The organism is Picosynechococcus sp. PCC 11901, from assembly GCF_005577135.1.
Taxonomy (GTDB): Bacteria; Cyanobacteriota; Cyanobacteriia; order Cyanobacteriales; family MRBY01; genus MRBY01.
This window is the reverse complement of the sequence record NZ_CP040360.1, coordinates 1,084,073-1,103,049: the sequence shown is the minus strand read 5'-3', so window position 1 is coordinate 1,103,049 and position 18,977 is coordinate 1,084,073. Positions and strand designations below refer to the sequence as shown.

The following is an 18,977-nucleotide window of genomic DNA, read 5'->3' as shown; positions in this document are numbered from 1 at the left end:
ATGATGAGGGATGATGTTGCCTCGCCACCTTTTTGACTACCGATGGTAGCACGGATGTCCGGAGTCTAAAGAATTGATAAGTAGATTTTGTGGAATGGCAGAGGGCGATCGCCAATGGATCCGGCCTTGGGATAATTATTGGGGCGATCGCCAAGTGGTTGACAAATTGCTGGGCTATTCAACTTATTTTTTCGACGCAAAATCGCCCCGGAAAGTTCGCCCCAAAAGTGCGATTAATGGTCATTAATGGTCGCCCTGGGCTTCGAGTTTAGCGAGGCGACTTTGCAGTTGTTTGTTGTCTTCCCGCAGTTTATCGAGGTCTTCGCGCAATCCTTGAATCGCTTTGTCGGTGCTGAGCTTTTTCTGGAGGCTGCTCACGGTTTCCTCGGCCCGCTGGCGGACGCGCTTGTCGGGGGCTTGGTTGGCCAAGGTTTGGAGGAGCGTAACAGCTTTGGGATTTTCGATCTGGCCGAGGGCGCTCACAATGGCAACTTGGGTGAGGAAGAAGGTTTCCCTGGCGATCGCCTCTAAGCGATTGAGAATGACTGCTAATTTGTCGTTGGTTTGGCCACTGGCAACAGTGCCTAGAGCACGGATTGCGGCAAGGCGTAGTGGTTGGGGGATGCCCAGTTCGGTGTAGGGCAGGATCGCGTCCACGGCTTCGGGGGAGGTTTTCATCGCGGCGAGTCCGCCAATTGCTCCGGCACGGACAACTTCATTCCAACCTGCGCGGGTTTTGAGGATCTGGTTAAGCAAGTCACGGGTGGCCTCGGCTTTGTCCGTTAAACCAACAGAAACCATTGCGCCTAGGGCGCGGGCGGCGGCGGCTTCGGTATAGTAGCTGGCATCTCCTGCCAAGAGAAAAGTTTTCATCGCTTCGTAGCTACTTTCGGTTTTGAACTTACCGAGGCTAGATAGGGTGGCCCGGCGCACACGGGGATGGGCATCTTTTAACCCTACCATCAGGGCATCCTCGGCCTGATTGAGTTGGATGCTACCAAGGGCTTTGGCAATCTCTACCCGTACACCCCAAAACGCTTCTGTTGTTAAAGCTGTTTGCAACGTATTGACCGCTTCGAGGTTCCCTTCCTTGGCGATCGCCTCGGCTGCTTGAACGCGGGAAATGGGATCGGGGTCATGGGTCAGTTGATTTTTTAGTTCTGCCATCGGGTAGGACAATTTCACCGTTTTTGTCCAATGGTTGCCCACATCGAAGCTGACAAAATCCGGTTTGCGGTCGAGGGGAATATAAAAGGTATGTTCCGCCTCGTTGAGCCTAAAGGTAAAGGTTTTTTGGCTGACTGTTTCCCCATCGAGATAGTTAAAGGCAACAGGAATTTTGAGATCAAACAGGGCTTTTTCGTCTTTTTGCCCCTGGGTTTGTTTGACCGTCAGTTTTGCTAAACCATTTTCCCCGTCCCAACTGTAGGCCACTTCAAAATCCGGATGCCCACCCCGAAAAACATATTGATCAAACAAAGGCGCAAGGTTAAACCCAGTGGATTCCTCAATCGCCCGCAGTAGATCAACGGTTTCGACGGTTTGGTGGGCGTGTTTTTGGACAAACTTTTGAATTGCTTTTGAGAACAACTCATCGCCAAGCACCGTGCGGATCATGTGGTAGACGCAAGCGCCTTTTTCGTAGAGGTGGCGGTCATAGAGTTCAATGGGGGCGCGATAAACATGGGTGACGATGGGGCGACGGTAACGGCTGCTGTCTTCGTCGAGATAGTTCCGCATCTGCTCCAACAGGTAATAGGCTGCTTCTTGTTTGCCATATTCATGTTCCGTCCAGAGCACCTCGGCGTAGGTGGCCATCCCTTCTTTGATCCAGGCGTGGCTCCAATGTTTAATCACCACCAGATCGCCAAACCACTGGTGGGCTAATTCGTGTAATACGAGGGTTTCAGTGCGCTGATCGTCGAGGCTCGCCCGTTCGTCGAGTAAACAACGATCCGTCAAAAGGGTGGTAGATGTGTTTTCCATGCCGCCGAAAATGAAGTCATCGACGCACACTTGGGCGTATTTTGGGAATGGGTATTGGTAGCCGTAGGTTTGACTGAGAAAATCCATCATCTGGGGCGTTTTCCCCATGCTGCGATCGCCATCGGCTTCGCGCCCTTTTTCGACGTAGTAGAGGACGGGGATACCTTGCCATTCGGTTTTTGTTTCGGCAAAATCACCCACCGCTAAAGTAATTAGGTAGGAAGGATGAATTTCTTTTTGATACCAGTGATATTCCGTTTTTTCTCCTTGTTCCTCACTACTGATCAATTCACCATTGGAGATAGCCCGGTAGGGATTAGCCACGCGAATTTTTAGTTCAGAGGTGGCAAGCTGACCGGGATAGTCGAAGCAGGGGAACCAAAAACGGGAATCTTCATCTTCCCCCTGAGTCCACACCTGCACAGGTTTATCAGGGTAATGGTCGTCCGGCTGAATGAAATAAATGCCCCGCTGCGGTTCTGTTAATCGGTAGGCGATCGCCAACTCAATTTTTTTCGTCGTCGTCGGTTGCAGTAAGCGAATATTCAGGGTTTCGCCATCATAGTCAAAGGGTTGATGGACACCCCCGATGCACACCGATTCAATGGCCATGTCTACCGCATCAAGGGTCAGGGACGTCACCCCAGAACGCACCGGAGCTAAAGTAATCGTGCAAGTCCCAAAGAGCGATCGCCCCGTAATGTCGAGATCCAAATCCAAATAGATATGCTCCACCTGTCCCGGACGGTCGGGGTTGTAGTGGGGTTTTGCGCCGGGCAACTCAAAAGAACGGGTCGTTTCTGTATCCACAAACGCTTTAAAATTAATTCCAGACATTTTGCTCGACATATTCTCAGGCTCAAAAGGCGATCGCCGCCCATAAAATTCATTCGTTTCAAATCATAACAACCCCGTTGATGGGCCAGCCAACCATGTCCAGATATCCCCACTGCCTTCCCTAAAAACTTGCTGTCATAATGGGAAATAGCGTAAACAATCAGAAAAATTAACCGCATATGACCCAGAATCCCCTCCTCATCGGCCATGGTCTGCCCCCCTTCGCCGAGATCAAAGCCGAGCACGTTGAACCCGCTGTCACCACTCTTCTGGCGGAACTAGAGCAACAGGTCAGCGATCTTGAGACGAACCTCAAACCCACCTGGACAGACTTTGTCGAACCCCTTACCCAGCTCGAAGAAAAACTGATGTGGACTTGGGGGGTGATTGGTCATCTTATGAGTGTCAAAAACAGTACAGAACTGCGCGCTGCCTACGAAAAAATGCAACCTGCTGTAGTGCAGTTTATTAACCGCTGGAGCCAAAGTCGCCCCATCTACGAAGGTTACAAAGCGATTCGCGAAAGTGACCAATGGGACAAACTAGAACCCGCCCAACAACGCATTATCGAAACCGCCCTCAAGGAAGCCGAACTCGCTGGGGTGAGCCTTGAAGGAGAAGCAAAAGAGAAATTCAACGCGATCCAATTAGAATTAGCGGATCTTTCAACGAAATTTTCAAATAATGTCCTCGATGCGACCAAGGCCTTTAAGCTCAAACTGACCGATAAAGAAGATATCGCCGGGTTACCCGATAGCGCCCTGAGTCTCGCCGCCCAAACCGCCCGCAGTGAAGGGGAAGAAAACGCGACCCCAGAAAATGGCCCCTGGGTCATTACCCTTGATTACCCCAGCTATCTCCCCTTTTTGAAATATGCCGAAAACCGGGAACTGCGGGAAAAAGTCTACAAAGCAGCAGTCTCGAAGGCTTCTTCTGGGGAATTTGATAATCACCCCCACATTGATCGCATTCTTGAGTTGCGTAAACAAAAGGCCCAAATTTTAGGCTTTGAAAATTATGCCGAACTGAGTCTGGCCCGGAAAATGGCCCCGAGTGTGGCCGCCGTTGAACAACTTATGGAAGAGTTGCGCCAAGTGAGTTTCGAGGCCGCTCAACAAGAATTGGCGACCCTAAAAACCTTTTCGGGACAGGCTGACTTGGCCCACTGGGATGTGGCTTACTGGTCAGAGAAACAACGGGAAGAAAAGTTTGGCTTTACTGCCGAAGAATTGCGCCCTTATTTTTCCCTGGGGCGGGTCTTAGAGGGTTTGTTTGGCCTAGCGCAACGCTTGTTTTCCGTCGAAATTACCGCTGCTGATGGAGACGCGCCCGTGTGGCATGAAGATGTACGTTATTTCAAAATTAACGACGAGTCTGGAGAACAAATTGCCAGTTTTTACCTTGATCCCTACAGTCGCCCGGCGGAAAAACGGGGTGGGGCTTGGATGAATGATTGCGTCGGTCGCGCCAAAATGCTGGTCAATGGTCACACCGTTACCCGTTTACCTGTGGCTTATTTAATCTGTAACCAGACGCCACCCGTGGACGGTAAACCCAGTTTGATGACTTTTGGGGAAGTGGAAACCCTCTTCCATGAGTTTGGCCACGGGTTACAGCATATGTTGACCCATGTGGATTACCCCGGTGCAGCCGGAATTAATAATGTCGAGTGGGATGCGGTGGAGTTGCCCAGTCAGTTTATGGAAAATTGGTGCTACCACCGGGAAACGCTATTCGGGATGGCGAAGCATTACGAAACGGGAGAAACGCTGCCAGAACACTATTACCAAAAGCTCCTGGCTGCCCGCACTTATATGAGTGGCTCGGCGATGTTGCGGCAGTTGCATTTTAGTTTGCTTGATATTGAACTGCACGCGAAATATGACCCGGCCAGTGGTGAGACCCCGGAACAGGTGCGCGATCGCCTCGCTGAAACCACCACCGTTATGAAACCATTGCCGGAAGATTCGTTCCTCTGTGCCTTTGGCCATATCTTTGCGGGGGGCTATGCAGCGGGCTATTACAGCTACAAGTGGGCGGAAGTGCTCAGTGCGGATGCGTTTGCGGCCTTTGAAGAAGCTGGCCTCGAAGATACGGTGGCGATCGCCGATGTGGGCAAAAAATTCCGCGAAACGATCCTCGGTTTAGGCGGCAGTCTCCACCCATTGGAAGTGTTCAAGAAATTCCGGGGTCGGGAACCGCAAACAGAACCTTTGCTTCGCCATAGTGGTCTATTGCAAACTGCTTAACTCCATTCTTTAAATGAGCGTAAAAAAAGGCTTTTGGAATATTCCAAAGGCTTTTTCTTTTATTTAGTTTCTTCTACATCAATAAATCGATTCCAAGCATCTAGAATTTTTACCATTGAAGTTTCAGTAATAGCTCTATTTTTGTTCTGTAACCGCACTCTGTTAATAATTTCTCCCAAAGAACTAAAGCGACTTTTTTTTCTCTCTTGAATAATTGCTGTTGCCATTTTCTGACCTTTCTTACCAGTAAAGCCAGCAGAACCTAGTTTATCGACTAAAATTTTGAAATCAGAAGCATTAAAGGCTTCTAGGTGATCCTCATCACGAGGCACAAGAATTTTGACACCATCAAATTTTTGCTCAAGATTTCTCGATAAATTATTTTCTAAGCGAGAAACTTCAAATTTAAGTTGATCTTGAAGGTGAGCTAAAAGATTTTTTTCTAAATTAGCAATTTCATTTTTGTTTAAACTATGCTCCAAAGAGTTAGTCGCAGAACTTTCTTGCACAGTATTTAAATAATTATATTGATGCTTGATTTGCACTTCATTTTCAGGAGTAATAATGATCGCGTTAATCATCTCAAAATCATCATTGATTTCTCTGGCTCGGACTGCTGCATAATATTCTAAATGTCCAGAAACAACGGTAAATGAATCAAAATCTAAGCGTTGAACAAGAATAGGTTGAGAGTTCCCACCGACTGTTAAAAAACTATTGGCCAAAGCTTCAATTTTATCCTTAGAAAAACTAGATCGGGGTTCTGGACTATCAACAGATAGAATATCAATTAGTTGAATTTTTAAAAGGTTTTCTAGCATAATTTAATTGATTTTCTCTAATACTTCACTAGCTAGCATTGCAAATTCATGGGCTGATACAGAATCTGATTTATAGTCAAAAATAGAGAGTGGATCCGGAATATCTTCTTCTCCATACTCCAAGGTATTTTCCAACGCTTTGGCAAGATCTTCTCGTTCATAAATTGCCGCAGACATTAGGGGAAAACCATAACGTTGTTCGACCATTCTGCGACGTTTGGGATATGTATACTGGACAAAGCGAGCATTCGTTGAAATCTTCGACGGTAAAACACCTAAAATTTTCAAAGGAGACATACCAAACATATCTTTGGCTTCGTTTATATCCGCGATAAAATCTTTGACATTATTTAAACCCTCATTAGCAAATGGTTTAAGGTCTGAAGGAATGATTAGATAACCTGCACTTAGTAAAGCAATACGAGCATACAAATTAAGTGAGGGAGGAGTATCAATTAGAACAATATCATAATCATTCTTGACATCTTTTAGCTTAGATAATAGTCGAGTTTTGGCTGGTTCAATCCGGGTTAATTCCGATTCATATTTCATCATCTCAATATGAGATGGAATTACATCAATACCTTGGGATACGTAAGTTGAGGGTCTTGCAACTGCTTTGACTGGATATTTTTCTCTAGATTGAATGAGTTGCAAAATATTGTTATTTTTAAGGTCATCGTCTTTCTCATCAAGAAATTTTGCCAAACCAGTTGCATAAGTCGTATTTGCTTGGCTATCCAAATCAACAATTAAAATCCGTTTGCCTTGCTTCTGCAATGCGGCGGCGAGATTGACTACTGTTGTTGTTTTGCCAACTCCGCCTTTATTGTGATAAACAGCGATGATTTTCATACGATTTTTTCGCGCGGTTAAATTTTTTTCTGGTTGAATTTCAGACTTTTTTCGACTACTGGGAACGGGTTTTAAACTTTCACGACCAACTAAAAACTTGATTTTTTCTAGGTTAGCATTAATTTCTGATCCTGAGCATTGAAAACACAGATCTATTTTTGAGCCATCTCGTTCGTAAATACGAAAATCTTTGCCATTCGTTAATATTCCATAGGGGGACTTTAAACTGGTCAAATAGGTTCTTAGACGAGGCACATGACGATCTAAATTTTCTCTCGGACTTTTGGCTTCAATAATAAGATTTAGAGGAGAGCTACTATCCCAAGTGAAAGGCATTACCGTCGCGGTAAACGCCATAAAATCAAGACGAATATTGCCAAAGGCAACTTCTTGGTACCAAGTGTTAGGCGGATAACCTAGTTTTGGCAATAAGTAATGGACAATTAATTTACTTTCGACTTCTGTTTCGTTACGAAATAAACTGGGATCAGGAATCACGGCACTCAAAACATTGTGTTTCTTCGCCCATTATCTCCTATATGGATACCAGTTTTTTTGAAGTTTTATAAATTTTAAAAGGATAACTTTAGCAAGTTACAAAGTATTTCTTTGTACATAACGCTCAAGAATAATTCAAGCTTGACATTATCCTTTTGCCTCAACACCTAGATAGAATCTAACCAATTTTCTTCTGAGTCAGAATCAGCACCAACATAAGCTGGAGGATTTGTTTCTCTGGTCGGAGATTCTAAACCATTAGCTGTTTGCTCTGGCTCATCTGTCCCAAACCATTGATCATCGGGCTGTTCGGCATCAAAGGAAACAGTCGTCTCATCTTCACCCCAATCATCATCGGGTTCATCGAGTTCAGCCTCTGCAACCACAATTTCATCCGGTGCGACGACAGGAAGGATTTCTGCTTCTGTTATAGATGCCTCTTCTGTTTCTATGGGTTGCTCTTCCGGTGCTGGGGCGATCGCCTCTTCCGAAATCACCTCTGGCACTTCTCGTTCAGGTCGTTGCCGATCAAAAACCAAGGCCCCCTCAACGCAATCAACTAAAATGCGATCGCCTTCCATAAAGTCCGTTTCTAAAATGCGATTGGCGATCGGATTTTCCAATTCCCGTTGGATCGCCCGTTTTAAAGGTCTGGCCCCAAAGGTCGGATCGTAACCCGCTTCCACCACATGATCGAGAGCCGCATCCGTGAGGGATAACGTAATCTTTTGGTCGGCCAATAGTTTTTCGATGCGGTGAATTTGCAGTTTGACAATCTCGCGCAATTCATCCCGTTTCAAAGTATGGAAAATAATCAGTTCATCAATCCGGTTCAAAAATTCTGGGCGGAAATTTTTCCGTAACGCCCCCGTCACCTTGTCCCGCATCTTGTCATAGTTCGCATCATCCCCCGACAAACTCAGGATAAATTCACTACCAATATTGCTCGTCATCACAATGATCGTATTGCGGAAATCCACGACCCGGCCTTGGGAATCGGTGATCCGGCCATCATCCAGCACCTGCAACAGGATATTAAAAACATCCTTATGGGCTTTTTCCACCTCATCCAGCAGCACCACCGAATAGGGACGACGACGCACCGCCTCCGACAGTTGCCCTCCTTCTTCGTAGCCCACATAACCCGGAGGCGCACCAATGAGCCGCGACACCGCGTGTTTTTCCATATATTCGGACATATCAATGCGCACCATCGCCTCTTCGCTATCGAAAAGGAAAGCAGCCAATGCCCGCGCTAATTCTGTTTTCCCGACCCCCGTCGGCCCCATAAACATAAACGAGCCAATCGGACGACTGGGATCCTTCATCCCAGCCCGGGCGCGACGAATGGCAGCGGAGACCGCTTCCACCGCTTCCTGCTGACCGATCACCCGCTCGTGCAAATGTCCCTCTAGCTGTAGAAGTTTTTGCCGTTCGGATTCCATCAGGCGATTCACGGGAATCCCTGTCCAACGGGCAACAATTTCGGCGATATCCGCTTCCGTGACCTGCTCCCGTAACATGGCATCCCCTGCGGCTTGGATTTCCAGCAGTTTGACTTCTTTTTGGCTCAGTTCTGCTTGTAGCCCTTCGAGACGACCATATTTCAATTGAGCCGCTTTGTTGAGGTCATAGGCGCGTTCTGCTTGTTCCACCTGGAGACGCAGTTGTTCTTCCTCTTCCTTGAGGGAATTAATTTCATCGATGAGATTTTTCTCGGCGAGCCACTGGGAAGAAAGGTCTTTCTGTTGGATTTCAAGGCTTTTAATTTCTTCGTCGATCCGATCTAAACGTTCCTTGGAAGCGAGGTAGGCGGGAGAGGTTGCCCCCAGTTGTTCCTCACCCTTGAGGGAAAGCTGCTCCATTTGCAGTTGCATCAATCGACGATCAATGGCTTCGAGTTCAACGGGTTTGGAGGTAATCTCCATTTTCAGTTTGGCGGCGGCTTCGTCTACGAGATCGATCGCCTTATCGGGAAGAAAACGGTCGGTGATGTAGCGGTTAGAAAGGGTCGCAGCGGCAACGAGGGCGGAGTCGGTAATGTTGACGCCGTGGTGCAGTTCATAGCGTTCCTTGAGACCCCGCAGAATGGAAACGGTATCTTCCACGGTGGGCTGTTGGACGAGAACCTGCTGGAAACGCCGTTCGAGGGCGGGATCTTTTTCGATATGTTTGCGGAATTCGTCGAGGGTGGTCGCCCCAATACAGCGCAATTCGCCCCGTGCCAACATCGGTTTGAGGAGATTTCCGGCATCCATGGAACCGTTGGCGGAACCTGCACCGACGACGGTGTGGACTTCATCAATAAAGAGAATAATTTGTCCGTCGGACTGGGTCACTTCTTTAAGCACAGACCGCAGACGGGCTTCAAATTCGCCCCGGTATTTTGCGCCGGCAATGAGGGAACCCATATCGAGGGACATCAACTGCCGATTTTTGAGGGATTCGGGCACGTCGCCATTGACGATTCGTTGGGCTAAACCTTCGGCGATCGCCGTTTTCCCAACCCCCGGTTCACCGATGAGAACTGGATTATTTTTCGAGCGCCGAGAAAGTACCTGAATCACGCGCCGAATCTCATCATCCCGCCCAATCACCGGATCAAGTTTGCCGTCCTTGGCCTGTTCGGTGAGATCGCGGCCATATTTACTTAGAGGACTACCACCATAGGAACTGCCACTTTCTTCTTGGTTCTGGGCGGTGACCTTTTGGCTACCTTTGAGTTCTTTGATTTTGAGTTCGAGATCCTGGGGGTCGAGGTTAAAACTTTTCAGCGATCGCCGCCCAATCCGCTCATCCTCCGCAAAGCCCACCAGCAAATGCTCAACAGAAATAAAATCATCCTGCCAACTGTTACGACAGGCTTCGGCCCGGTCTAACATCACATCTAAACCTTGACCGAGATAGAGCTGATCGCCCCGCATTAGTTTGGGCTGTTGCTGGGCAAACCGTTCTAACTGCTGCTGGAGCCTGATCCCATCGACACCTGTCTGGGTCAAAATCGTTTGGGCCAATCCCTGTTCCTGCTCTTGTTCTAGCAATGACAAGAGTAGATGTTCCACCTCAAGATTTTGGTGTCTGTAGCGACGGGCGATCTCCTGTGACTTGACGATCGCATCCCAAGCTTGTTCGGTGAATTTGCTGGAATCGGTGGGCTGCATCAGTAGTTTGTTTTGGCGTTAACGGTTTTTATCAGCACAGTATAACAAGTTGCTGATTGTCCCTTGGGGGCAGTGCGAAAATTTCCCCGATCCAAATTTAGGTAAAAATACGGATTTATTTTCCTCAGAAAATCATTGAAACTGAGATCTTCTTTGTGATATGAACGCAAAGTTTATCCCCTTTACTCGGAGTGTAAGGATAAAAAGAATGAAAAAATTGGGTACTCACCTTGTGGTGGATGGTTGGGGTTCCCCTGCGAACCTCCTCAATGATCCCGAAGGTATCCGTCGGGCCATGATCGAAGCGATCGCCGCCGGAGAAGCGACTCTAATTGATCTCTGTGTCCATCAATTCAGTCCCCACGGTGTAACAGCCACCGCAACCCTTGCTGAGTCCCACATTGCCATTCACACCTGGCCCGAATATGGGTACTTTGCGGCTGATCTTTTCTTTTGTGGTCGCGGCAAACCCGTTGAAGCCATGAAATTCCTCCAGCAGGCGCTACAGGCAACGGAATGTAAAATGACCGAATTTGATCGCGGTTTCCCCAAAGAAATTTTGGTGCCCTCCATGGCTGCGGCGATCGCCTAAATAATCTAACGACTGCTCCAGGGCGAAATTGAACCTCTCCGGCAGTCCAGTTATTGCTGAATAACTCAATAAGTTTAGATGCCCCTCTATGTCCCCCAGACCAGAGGGGTTCCTTGTTTTTGGGCAACAAAATGGCAGTCCCATCAAGAAACCGTCACAATTTTAGCTGTCTAAATGAATCCTTCATCATGGTCTTAACCAAAGGCGATCGCCTCCGCAGACCCTACGTTAAAAGTCTTTAGCATCCTCTTAGAGAGTTTGTGATGGCGCAAAAGATAACAACCTCGATTAGGGAAATTACCCAAGCCCCTTGATACAGAGACGCAAACGCCCTTTGATAGAATGTAGCTCATCCAATGGCCGCCATTTCTATGGAAAATCACCCCACCGACCCCCAACGACAGCCCGAAAAAACCCAGATTTCGATTCACATCGATCCAGAAGTCCTCGATCAGATCAAACATCTTACTAACGACCCCAGCAAAGTGATCGAAACTGCCGTTAAGCAGTGGCTCCGGGGCGAACGGGTCCGCGATGATGAACTGACCCGACGGTTTCGGCGCAATCCTCCAGTTCCGCCCAAGGGGGAATGGAACGATTAAGAAAGGTAAGTATATTGTTGTTAAGCTGGCCTTTACCCCCCAAATTGTTAGTCATAATGGGCCTTTGTCAGCCATCAAGAAAAAGTCCGATAAAATCCCCAATAGGGTTTGATTTTCCCAAAAGCGCACCGCGCAGCGGATCCCATTGCGATCGCCTGGGCTAGTCATCAAATACCCGGACTTAATCTCGACAATATTCACTCAATGCCTCCATGGGTTGTTTTCCGCCTCAACTACCAGCAGATCAACGGCAGCACTTCGCCTATTGGCAAGCCCTCAACGCAGAAATTATCTGGCTCCAGGACAATATGGGGGTTTGTACCGCTTTTTTTTGGCAATGGGCAGAAACCTTTGGTTGCCAACCCCAGGCAATGGTGACAACAGAAATGTTTCAGCAATGGATCACGGTAGACAACGCTATCTACACAACTGCCCTGCAACGGGTGGGTCAGGGGTGCCTCCCCGAAACCCTAGACGGTACTTTTCAATGGGCCGACCAGACTTTTCCCCTCAAGCTTTTGGTCACTGCCATCGGCGCGGGCCAACTGTTGGTGGTGGGTTTCCCCCAGGCTGTTGCCCCCAGTTCCCTCTCTCCTCTGTCCTATCAAAAAGCCCTCAGTCGCATTGCTCGCAAGATCCGCAATACCTTTGACCTGACGGTGATTCGTCAAGAGGCGATGAATGGCCTAGGTAAAACTTTACAGGTGAGTCGTTGTTTATTGTTGACCGCCGATGCAACCCAAAGCCGATTTCAGGTCGAAGCAGAATATCGTTGCAGCTCAGTTCCCTCCTGTCTTGGGGCTAGTTGGCGATCGCCCGATAGCCCAGTCCTCGAAGAAATTTATCAAACTCAAGTTTCCCAATCTTTAACAACCCTTTGCCCGGCCCTGGCCGACAGTCAAGCGGTGCTTATTTTGCCTACCCTCTACCAAGGTAGTGTCAATGGTTTTATCTGTCTGCAACAGTGCGATCGCCCCAGGATTTGGCAGGAAGTTGAGCAAGAATTTGCCCAGGAGCTAGCTGAACAACTGGGAACGGCGATCGCCCATGCCACCCTCTACCAAGAACTCGAACAACTCCACCAAGCCGCCACCGAAGCCGCCCGCCTCAAAAACGACTTCCTCGCCAATACCACCCACGAACTCCGCACCCCCCTCAATGGCATCATCGGTTTTCTGACCCTCGTCCTCGATGAAATGGCCGACGGCCGCGCCGAAGAGTTAGATTTCATTGCCGCCGCCCACGAAAGCGCCCTCCACCTGCTGAACCTAATCAACGATATCCTCGACATTGCCAAAATTGAATCAGGCAAACTCGACCTCGATCTCCAGCCCATTAGCCTAGGGGAACTGCTCGATAACCTCAATAACTTTGCCCGGCCCCAGTTACAAACCAAAAATCTCACCTGGGAAATTTTAGTGCCCGAAAGCCACGACGATATCATCCTCTACGGCGACTACCAGCGTCTTTTTCAGGTGCTCCTGAACCTCGTGGGCAATGCGATCAAATTCACCAATGCTGGTGGTATTACGATCAATGTTGAGCTAGTTTTCAAACCCGTCATCCACGATGATCAACAATTTCCAGGCATGGTCAAAATCAGTGTAATTGATACCGGGATTGGCGTGGCTTTGGATATGCAATCTAAGCTCTTTCAAAACTTTTCCCAGGTGCGGGGTGGCCATACCCGTAAATATGGCGGTACGGGGTTGGGCCTCGCCATTTCCAAGAAACTGGTTGAAGCCTGTGGCGGCAAAATCTCTTTCTACAGTATGGGCGAAGGCCTGGGATCGACGGTCACTTTCTCGGTACTTCTCCAGCAAAAACCCGTGCTCAAACAGCCCAAGTACCAGGATCCCCAAGTGATTATCTAGGCCGCACCGACCCCGGCAAAACGTTACAATAGAGACTAAATATTAAAGAAACATTACATTTAGCAGACCGGAAAATACGTGGATACAGCTTGGCAGTTTGATTCGATTGAAGCGGCATTGGGCGACATCAAAGCCGGACGGGCCATCGTTGTCGTAGACGATGAAAATCGTGAAAATGAGGGGGACATCATCTGTGCGGCCCAACATGCCACCCCAGACATGATTAACTTCATGGCCGTGGAAGCACGGGGCTTGATTTGCTTAGCCATGACCGGCGATCGCCTCGATGCCTTAGATCTGCCTTTGATGGTTCACAAAAATACCGACAGCAACCAAACCGCCTTTACGATCAGCATTGATGCCCATCCCCGCCTGGGCGTTACCACGGGGATTTCTGCCGAAGACCGTTCCCGCACGATCCAGGTAGCCATTGACCCCACCTCCCGCCCCGAAGACCTCAATCGCCCCGGCCATATTTTCCCCCTCCGAGCCCGGAGCGGTGGTGTCCTCAAGCGCGCTGGCCACACCGAAGCTGCGGTGGATCTGTCCCGCTTAGCTGGTTTATACCCAGCGGGGGTCATTTGCGAAATTCAAAATAACGATGGCTCCATGGCGCGGCTGCCGGAGCTAATTGAATATGCCCGAAAGTTTGACCTCAAAATTATTAGCATTGCCGACTTGATTTCCTATCGCCTCGAAAATGACCGCTTTGTCTACCGTGAGACCGTGACAAAGCTCCCTACGGAGTTTGGTCAATTTGAAATCTATGCCTACCGCAACACCATGGATGGCACAGAGCATGTGGCCATTGTGAAGGGTGATCCGAAGAATTTTGCCGACCAGCCTGTGATGGTGCGCGTCCATTCAGAATGCTTGACGGGGGATGCCCTCGGTTCCCTGCGCTGTGATTGTCGGATGCAACTGATTGCCGCCCTCAAAATGATCGAAAATGCCGGTCAAGGGGTGGTGGTCTATCTACGTCAGGAAGGGCGCGGCATTGGCTTGATTAATAAACTCAAGGCCTATTCCTTGCAGGATATGGGTTTAGATACAGTAGAAGCTAACGAACGGCTCGGCTTTCCGGCGGATCTCCGGGACTACGGCATGGGGGCACAAATGCTCAATGACCTTGGCGTCCATGCGATTCGTCTAATTACCAATAATCCCCGCAAAATTGCGGGTCTGAAGGGCTACGGCCTAGAGGTGGTCGATCGGGTGCCGCTTCTGATTGAGAGTAATGATTTTAATACCCGTTATCTCAATACCAAGGCCCAAAAGTTGGGACATATGCTCCTGCAAACCCACCTGGCTACCATTGCCCTCCGTTGGCAAGGGAAAGATAATGTCACCCAGCGTTATGAACATTTAGAACGGCTCCGTCACTTGACCCAAAAACAACATTTACTCGTGCGGGAGGAAGCCCGTCCGGTCGCTAGTGCGGTCTTTTCCAATGCGCCCTTAATCGTTCACCTAGGCTTCGACCAGGCCAAGTTAGCCCGCGCAGATTGGTACACTGATACGCAACATCCCTATCTCCAGGCGATCGCCTCTCTCCTTGGCGACATTGCCCAATGGGACGATCTCACAGAATTGGAGTTTATGATTGCCACAGGGGATGACCCGATGACGGGGCTACAAATTCAACTCGACCGTGAATTTTTGACCTGGCCCCAGCTACCCACCTTTATCCAAGCGGCCCCCGTCAAAACCCAGACTATCTACCACTTCCAGCAGCCCAAATAATCATCCCGGTGAGGGTTGTTTGTCGTCGGAATCTCACCTGGATCTGCCTTTTGTCGGATTGTAAAAATCCTCTGGTCGCTTTCCGGAAAAATTGCGATACCATAAGTACGATTGAACTCAGAAACCCAATCACCTTTGACCCATTACGCCACGGCGATCGAGGTAACCATGTCAGCCATCACCAATAATCCCGACAAAGAAAAAGCCCTAAACCTAGTACTCAACCAAATCGAGCGCAACTTCGGTAAAGGGGCAATTATGCGGTTGGGGGATGCCGCCCAGATGAAGGTCGAAACAATCCCCAGTGGAGCTTTGACCCTAGATCAGGCGATGGGGGGTGGGTTCCCACGCGGGCGAATTGTGGAAATCTACGGCCCGGAGAGTTCTGGGAAAACGACGGTTGCTCTCCATGCGATCGCCGAAGTCCAAAAAGCGGGTGGCGTCGCTGCTTTTATTGACGCTGAACATGCCCTGGATCCCACCTATTCCGCCGCCTTGGGAGTTGATATTGAAAACCTGCTGGTGGCCCAACCCGATAACGGCGAATCCGCTTTAGAAATTGCCGACCAATTAGTTCGCTCGGCGGCTGTTGATCTCATTGTGATTGACTCGGTGGCGGCCCTCGTGCCCAGGGCAGAGATCGAAGGAGAAATGGGCGATGTGCAGGTGGGTCTCCAGGCTCGTCTCATGAGTAAAGCCCTCCGTAAAATTGCCGGGAATATGGGGCGTTCGGGTTGTACAGTAATCTTCCTCAATCAATTGCGCCAAAAAATTGGCATTAGTTACGGTAATCCAGAAGTGACCACCGGGGGAACCGCCCTTAAATTTTATGCCTCCGTGCGCCTCGATATCCGACGCATCCAAACCCTCAAGAAAGGGAGCGAAGGGGAATTTGGCATCCGCGCCAAGGTTAAGGTGGCCAAAAATAAAGTTGCCCCACCGTTCCGCATCGCTGAATTTGACATTATCTTTGGGAAAGGAATCTCTCGTGTGGGCTGTATGCTAGACCTCGCTGAACAAACGGGGGTTATTACCCGTAAAGGTGCTTGGTACAGCTACGAAGGGGATAACATTGCCCAGGGTCGCGATAATGCAGTGAAGTATCTAGAGGAAAATCCGGACGTTGCGGCGATCGTCACCCAAAAAGTCCGGGAAAATCTGGATATGAGTTCCATGGGTTTCGGGGATGAGCACCACACCACCGAAGAAGAATAAGCATTTTTGTGGCAGCAAATATTCCTGATCCAATGCAAGATGGTGAGACAAGGGGCAAATTTAAGCCTCTTTTTTCTTGAGTTTCTTGAAAATTAGGGGAACAGACACCAGACAACAGCATAATTTGCGGCGTGCTAGAATCGGATGCATCATTTTGAAAAAAAACGTTACGTTCACTATGGGTATTCGTTTCTCTCGTTGGTTAGTGGGTTGCGGTGTGGCGATCGCCTTCGGTGTATTGTCTCCTTCAGTCACTTGGGCTAATCCCCAACTCAATGCCCTCCTCGAACAGGGAAATGAACAGCTGACCAATCGGAATTTTGCCCAAGCAGTGCAGCATTACCGCCAGGCTCTCACCCTAGAAGCCAACAACGCCCGGATCCATGGTGCCCTCGGTTATGCCCTCTCTCAACTGGGCAATTATTCAGAAGCGGTGACGGCCTACCGCCGGGCTACGGAATTAGAAGATGACAATGCAGAGTTTTTCAATGCCCTAGGTTTCAATTTGGCCCAAAGTGGTGATAATCGCAGTGCCATCAACGCCTACCAGCGAGCCACCCAACTGCAGCCAAATAACCTGGCCTACAGTTTGGGTTTAGCGACCGTGCAATTTCGGGCCGGGGACTACGATCAGGCTCTGGTCGCGTACCGTAAAGTTTTGGCTAAAGACAGCAACAACACCATGGCGCTGCAAAATAGTTTAACCAGTTTGTTGCAATTAGGACGGAACCAAGAGGCGGCAGTGCTGTTTCCTGATTTGCTGCGCCAACGACCCAATGACGCGGAACTCCGCATTAAGGCAGCGGTGACGTGGTTTGGCCTCAATGATCGTGACCAGGCGATCGCCTTCCTGGAAGAAGCCCGCCGCCTCAGCACCCGCGACAGTGCGATGCAAATTCGAGTCGGCAAGATCTACGAAACCCAAAATTTATTCCCCCAGGCGATCGCCGCCTATGAGCAGGCTAGTTTTGTTGATCCCCAATCCCGCGAAGCCTTTGCCTTATATGGATCGGCGGCGATGAAGACCGAGGATTATATCAACGCCATTATTGCCTACCGCGCCCTAACGGAATTGTCCCCCACGGATCCGGCGGCCTTTTACAATTTTGCGGTGGCCCTCCAGGGGCGGCGGCGTTCCCGCGAAGCCCTCGAAGCTCTAAAAATGGCGCGGGATCTCTACCAACAACGGGGCGATCGCCGGGGGGTTAATATTACGGAATCTCTCATGGCGGCCATCGAAGAGGGCTAGGAACCGCACCAGTCACGATCACCATGCGTTACCGACGGTTTGGGAAAACAGAATTAGACATCTCAATTTTTTCCCTGGGGACAATGCGAGCCTTAGAAAGCAGCGCAACCATGACGGCAACGGTGCAGCGGGCTTGGCAGTTGGGGATTAATCATTTTGAAACAGCGCCGAGCTACGGGGTGAGCGAGCGTTTGTTGGGGCAAGCCTTTCGCGAATTGGGTCTCCCCCGGTCAAATTTTTTTCTCACGAGCAAACTCTTACCCAAGGGGGCAGCGGCGGAAATTGAGCAGACCATCACGGTTTCCCTCGAAAATTTAGGTATCGATTATTTAGATTGTCTGGCGATCCACGGGATTAACACAGCGGAACATCTCCAGTGGTTTTTAGAAACGGGTCTGGAGCCGCTCCAACAATTGCAACGGCAAGGCAAATTTCGCCACCTTGGTTTTTCGACCCACGGCCCCCTGCCTTTAATTCTCACGGCCATCGAAACGGGCTATTTTGAATTTGTTAACCTCCATTACTATTATTTTTTTCAGCGTAATGCCGAGGCGATCGCCCTCGCTGCGGCACGGGATTTAGGGATTTTTATCATTTCCCCTGGTGATAAAGGAGGCCAACTGTTTACCCCACCCCAGACCCTCCAGGCCCTCTGCCAACCGGACACGCCCCTAGCACTCACCTACCGTTTTTTGTTGGGCGATCGCCGGATTACGACCCTCAGTTTTGGGGCAGCCAATCCCGCTGAATTGGCTGTTTTGGGGCCCCTCGTTGACCAAGATCAACCCCTCACCCCCCAGGAACAACAGCGCCTCACGAACCTGAGTCAGCACCAACACCAACGCCTCCAGGGGACAGAATGCCACCAATGTTACGACTGCTTACCCTGCCCTGAAGCGATTGCAATCCCCGAAATTCTCCGCCTCAGAAATTTGGCGATCGCCTACGATATGCAAAGTTACGGCGAATACCGCTATCAGATGCTCGAAAATGCCGGCCATTGGTTCCCTGGCAAAAAAGGCAATGCCTGTACAGAATGTGGCGACTGCTTACCCCGTTGCCCCAGCCAACTGCCCATCCCCCAACTGCTCCAGGAGGCCCACCAGCGCTTGAACGGAAAACCGCGCCGTCGTCTTTGGGAAACTTGATTTTGATTTTTGCGCATATTGGCGGATGCATTTAGCCTGTCAATAACCATTAAATTTTCGTGGGGCCGATTCGTCGCCAAAACGGGTCATTAAACTCAGCCAAATGTCAGATTTTCCCTATTTTCAGGGGATAAGTCACAGCCAATG

Annotated in this window: 13 protein-coding genes; 9 read left to right on the top strand and 4 right to left on the bottom strand. The window is 49.4% G+C overall.

The window, feature by feature from the left end:
• The first annotated feature begins 94 nt into the window (after positions 1-94).
• The gene (locus tag FEK30_RS16725) at positions 95-247 is read left to right on the top strand and encodes a hypothetical protein (RefSeq protein WP_168191124.1); all 153 of its coding nucleotides are present in this window, start codon (positions 95-97) and stop codon (positions 245-247) included.
• Here the strand turns inward: FEK30_RS16725 and FEK30_RS06260 are convergent.
• Positions 244-2,823, bottom strand: a complete 2,580-nt coding sequence (locus FEK30_RS06260; protein WP_138072408.1) for a M1 family metallopeptidase — start codon at positions 2,821-2,823, stop codon at positions 244-246. The genes FEK30_RS16725 and FEK30_RS06260 overlap by 4 nt on opposite strands.
• Positions 2,824-3,002: 179 nt before the next feature.
• On the opposite strand from FEK30_RS06260, the gene FEK30_RS06255 reads away from it, so the two are divergent.
• Positions 3,003-5,072: a M3 family metallopeptidase gene (locus FEK30_RS06255; protein ID WP_138072406.1), complete on the top strand. Its 2,070-nt coding sequence runs from the start codon at positions 3,003-3,005 to the stop codon at positions 5,070-5,072.
• A 59-nt stretch (positions 5,073-5,131) separates the two neighbouring features.
• On the opposite strand, the gene FEK30_RS06250 is transcribed toward FEK30_RS06255, so the two are convergent.
• The 3 genes from FEK30_RS06250 to clpB all read right to left on the bottom strand — a co-directional run bounded on the left by FEK30_RS06250 (position 5,132) and on the right by clpB (position 10,407).
• A complete protein-coding gene (locus tag FEK30_RS06250; RefSeq protein ID WP_138072404.1) occupies positions 5,132-5,893 on the bottom strand; it encodes a ParB N-terminal domain-containing protein in 762 nt (253 codons plus the stop codon).
• Between the two features lie 3 nt (positions 5,894-5,896).
• On the bottom strand, positions 5,897-7,246 hold the full coding sequence (locus FEK30_RS06245; protein WP_030007057.1) for an AAA family ATPase: 1,350 nt from the start codon (positions 7,244-7,246) through the stop codon (positions 5,897-5,899).
• Positions 7,247-7,413: 167 nt separating this feature from the next.
• A complete protein-coding gene (clpB, locus tag FEK30_RS06240; RefSeq protein WP_138072402.1) occupies positions 7,414-10,407 on the bottom strand; it encodes an ATP-dependent chaperone ClpB in 2,994 nt (997 codons plus the stop codon).
• A 208-nt stretch (positions 10,408-10,615) separates the two neighbouring features.
• Between clpB and speD the strand changes: the two genes are divergently transcribed.
• The 7 genes from speD (at position 10,616) to FEK30_RS06205 (ending at position 18,830) form a co-directional block, all read left to right on the top strand.
• Positions 10,616-10,999, top strand: a complete 384-nt coding sequence (speD, locus tag FEK30_RS06235) for an adenosylmethionine decarboxylase (RefSeq protein WP_041443332.1) — start codon at positions 10,616-10,618, stop codon at positions 10,997-10,999.
• A gap of 371 nt (positions 11,000-11,370) precedes the next feature.
• Positions 11,371-11,601 carry a hypothetical protein gene (locus tag FEK30_RS06230; RefSeq protein WP_030007054.1) on the top strand — a complete coding sequence of 77 codons (231 nt, stop codon included), beginning with the start codon at positions 11,371-11,373 and terminating at the stop codon, positions 11,599-11,601.
• 212 nt (positions 11,602-11,813) lie between these two features.
• Positions 11,814-13,475: a GAF domain-containing sensor histidine kinase gene (locus tag FEK30_RS06225; protein ID WP_138072400.1), complete on the top strand. Its 1,662-nt coding sequence runs from the start codon at positions 11,814-11,816 to the stop codon at positions 13,473-13,475.
• A 78-nt stretch (positions 13,476-13,553) separates the two neighbouring features.
• A complete protein-coding gene (gene ribBA, locus FEK30_RS06220) occupies positions 13,554-15,218 on the top strand; it encodes a bifunctional 3,4-dihydroxy-2-butanone-4-phosphate synthase/GTP cyclohydrolase II (protein WP_062432115.1) in 1,665 nt (554 codons plus the stop codon).
• Between the two features lie 168 nt (positions 15,219-15,386).
• Positions 15,387-16,433, top strand: coding sequence for a recombinase RecA (gene recA / locus FEK30_RS06215; RefSeq protein ID WP_030007051.1), 1,047 nt, complete (start codon positions 15,387-15,389; stop codon positions 16,431-16,433).
• 178 nt (positions 16,434-16,611) lie between these two features.
• Positions 16,612-17,682 (top strand): tetratricopeptide repeat protein, encoded by a 1,071-nt coding sequence (locus FEK30_RS06210; RefSeq protein ID WP_255447979.1) that lies wholly within the window; start codon positions 16,612-16,614, stop codon positions 17,680-17,682.
• Between the two features lie 23 nt (positions 17,683-17,705).
• Positions 17,706-18,830: an aldo/keto reductase gene (locus tag FEK30_RS06205; protein WP_138072396.1), complete on the top strand. Its 1,125-nt coding sequence runs from the start codon at positions 17,706-17,708 to the stop codon at positions 18,828-18,830.
• Positions 18,831-18,977 lie beyond the last annotated feature (147 nt).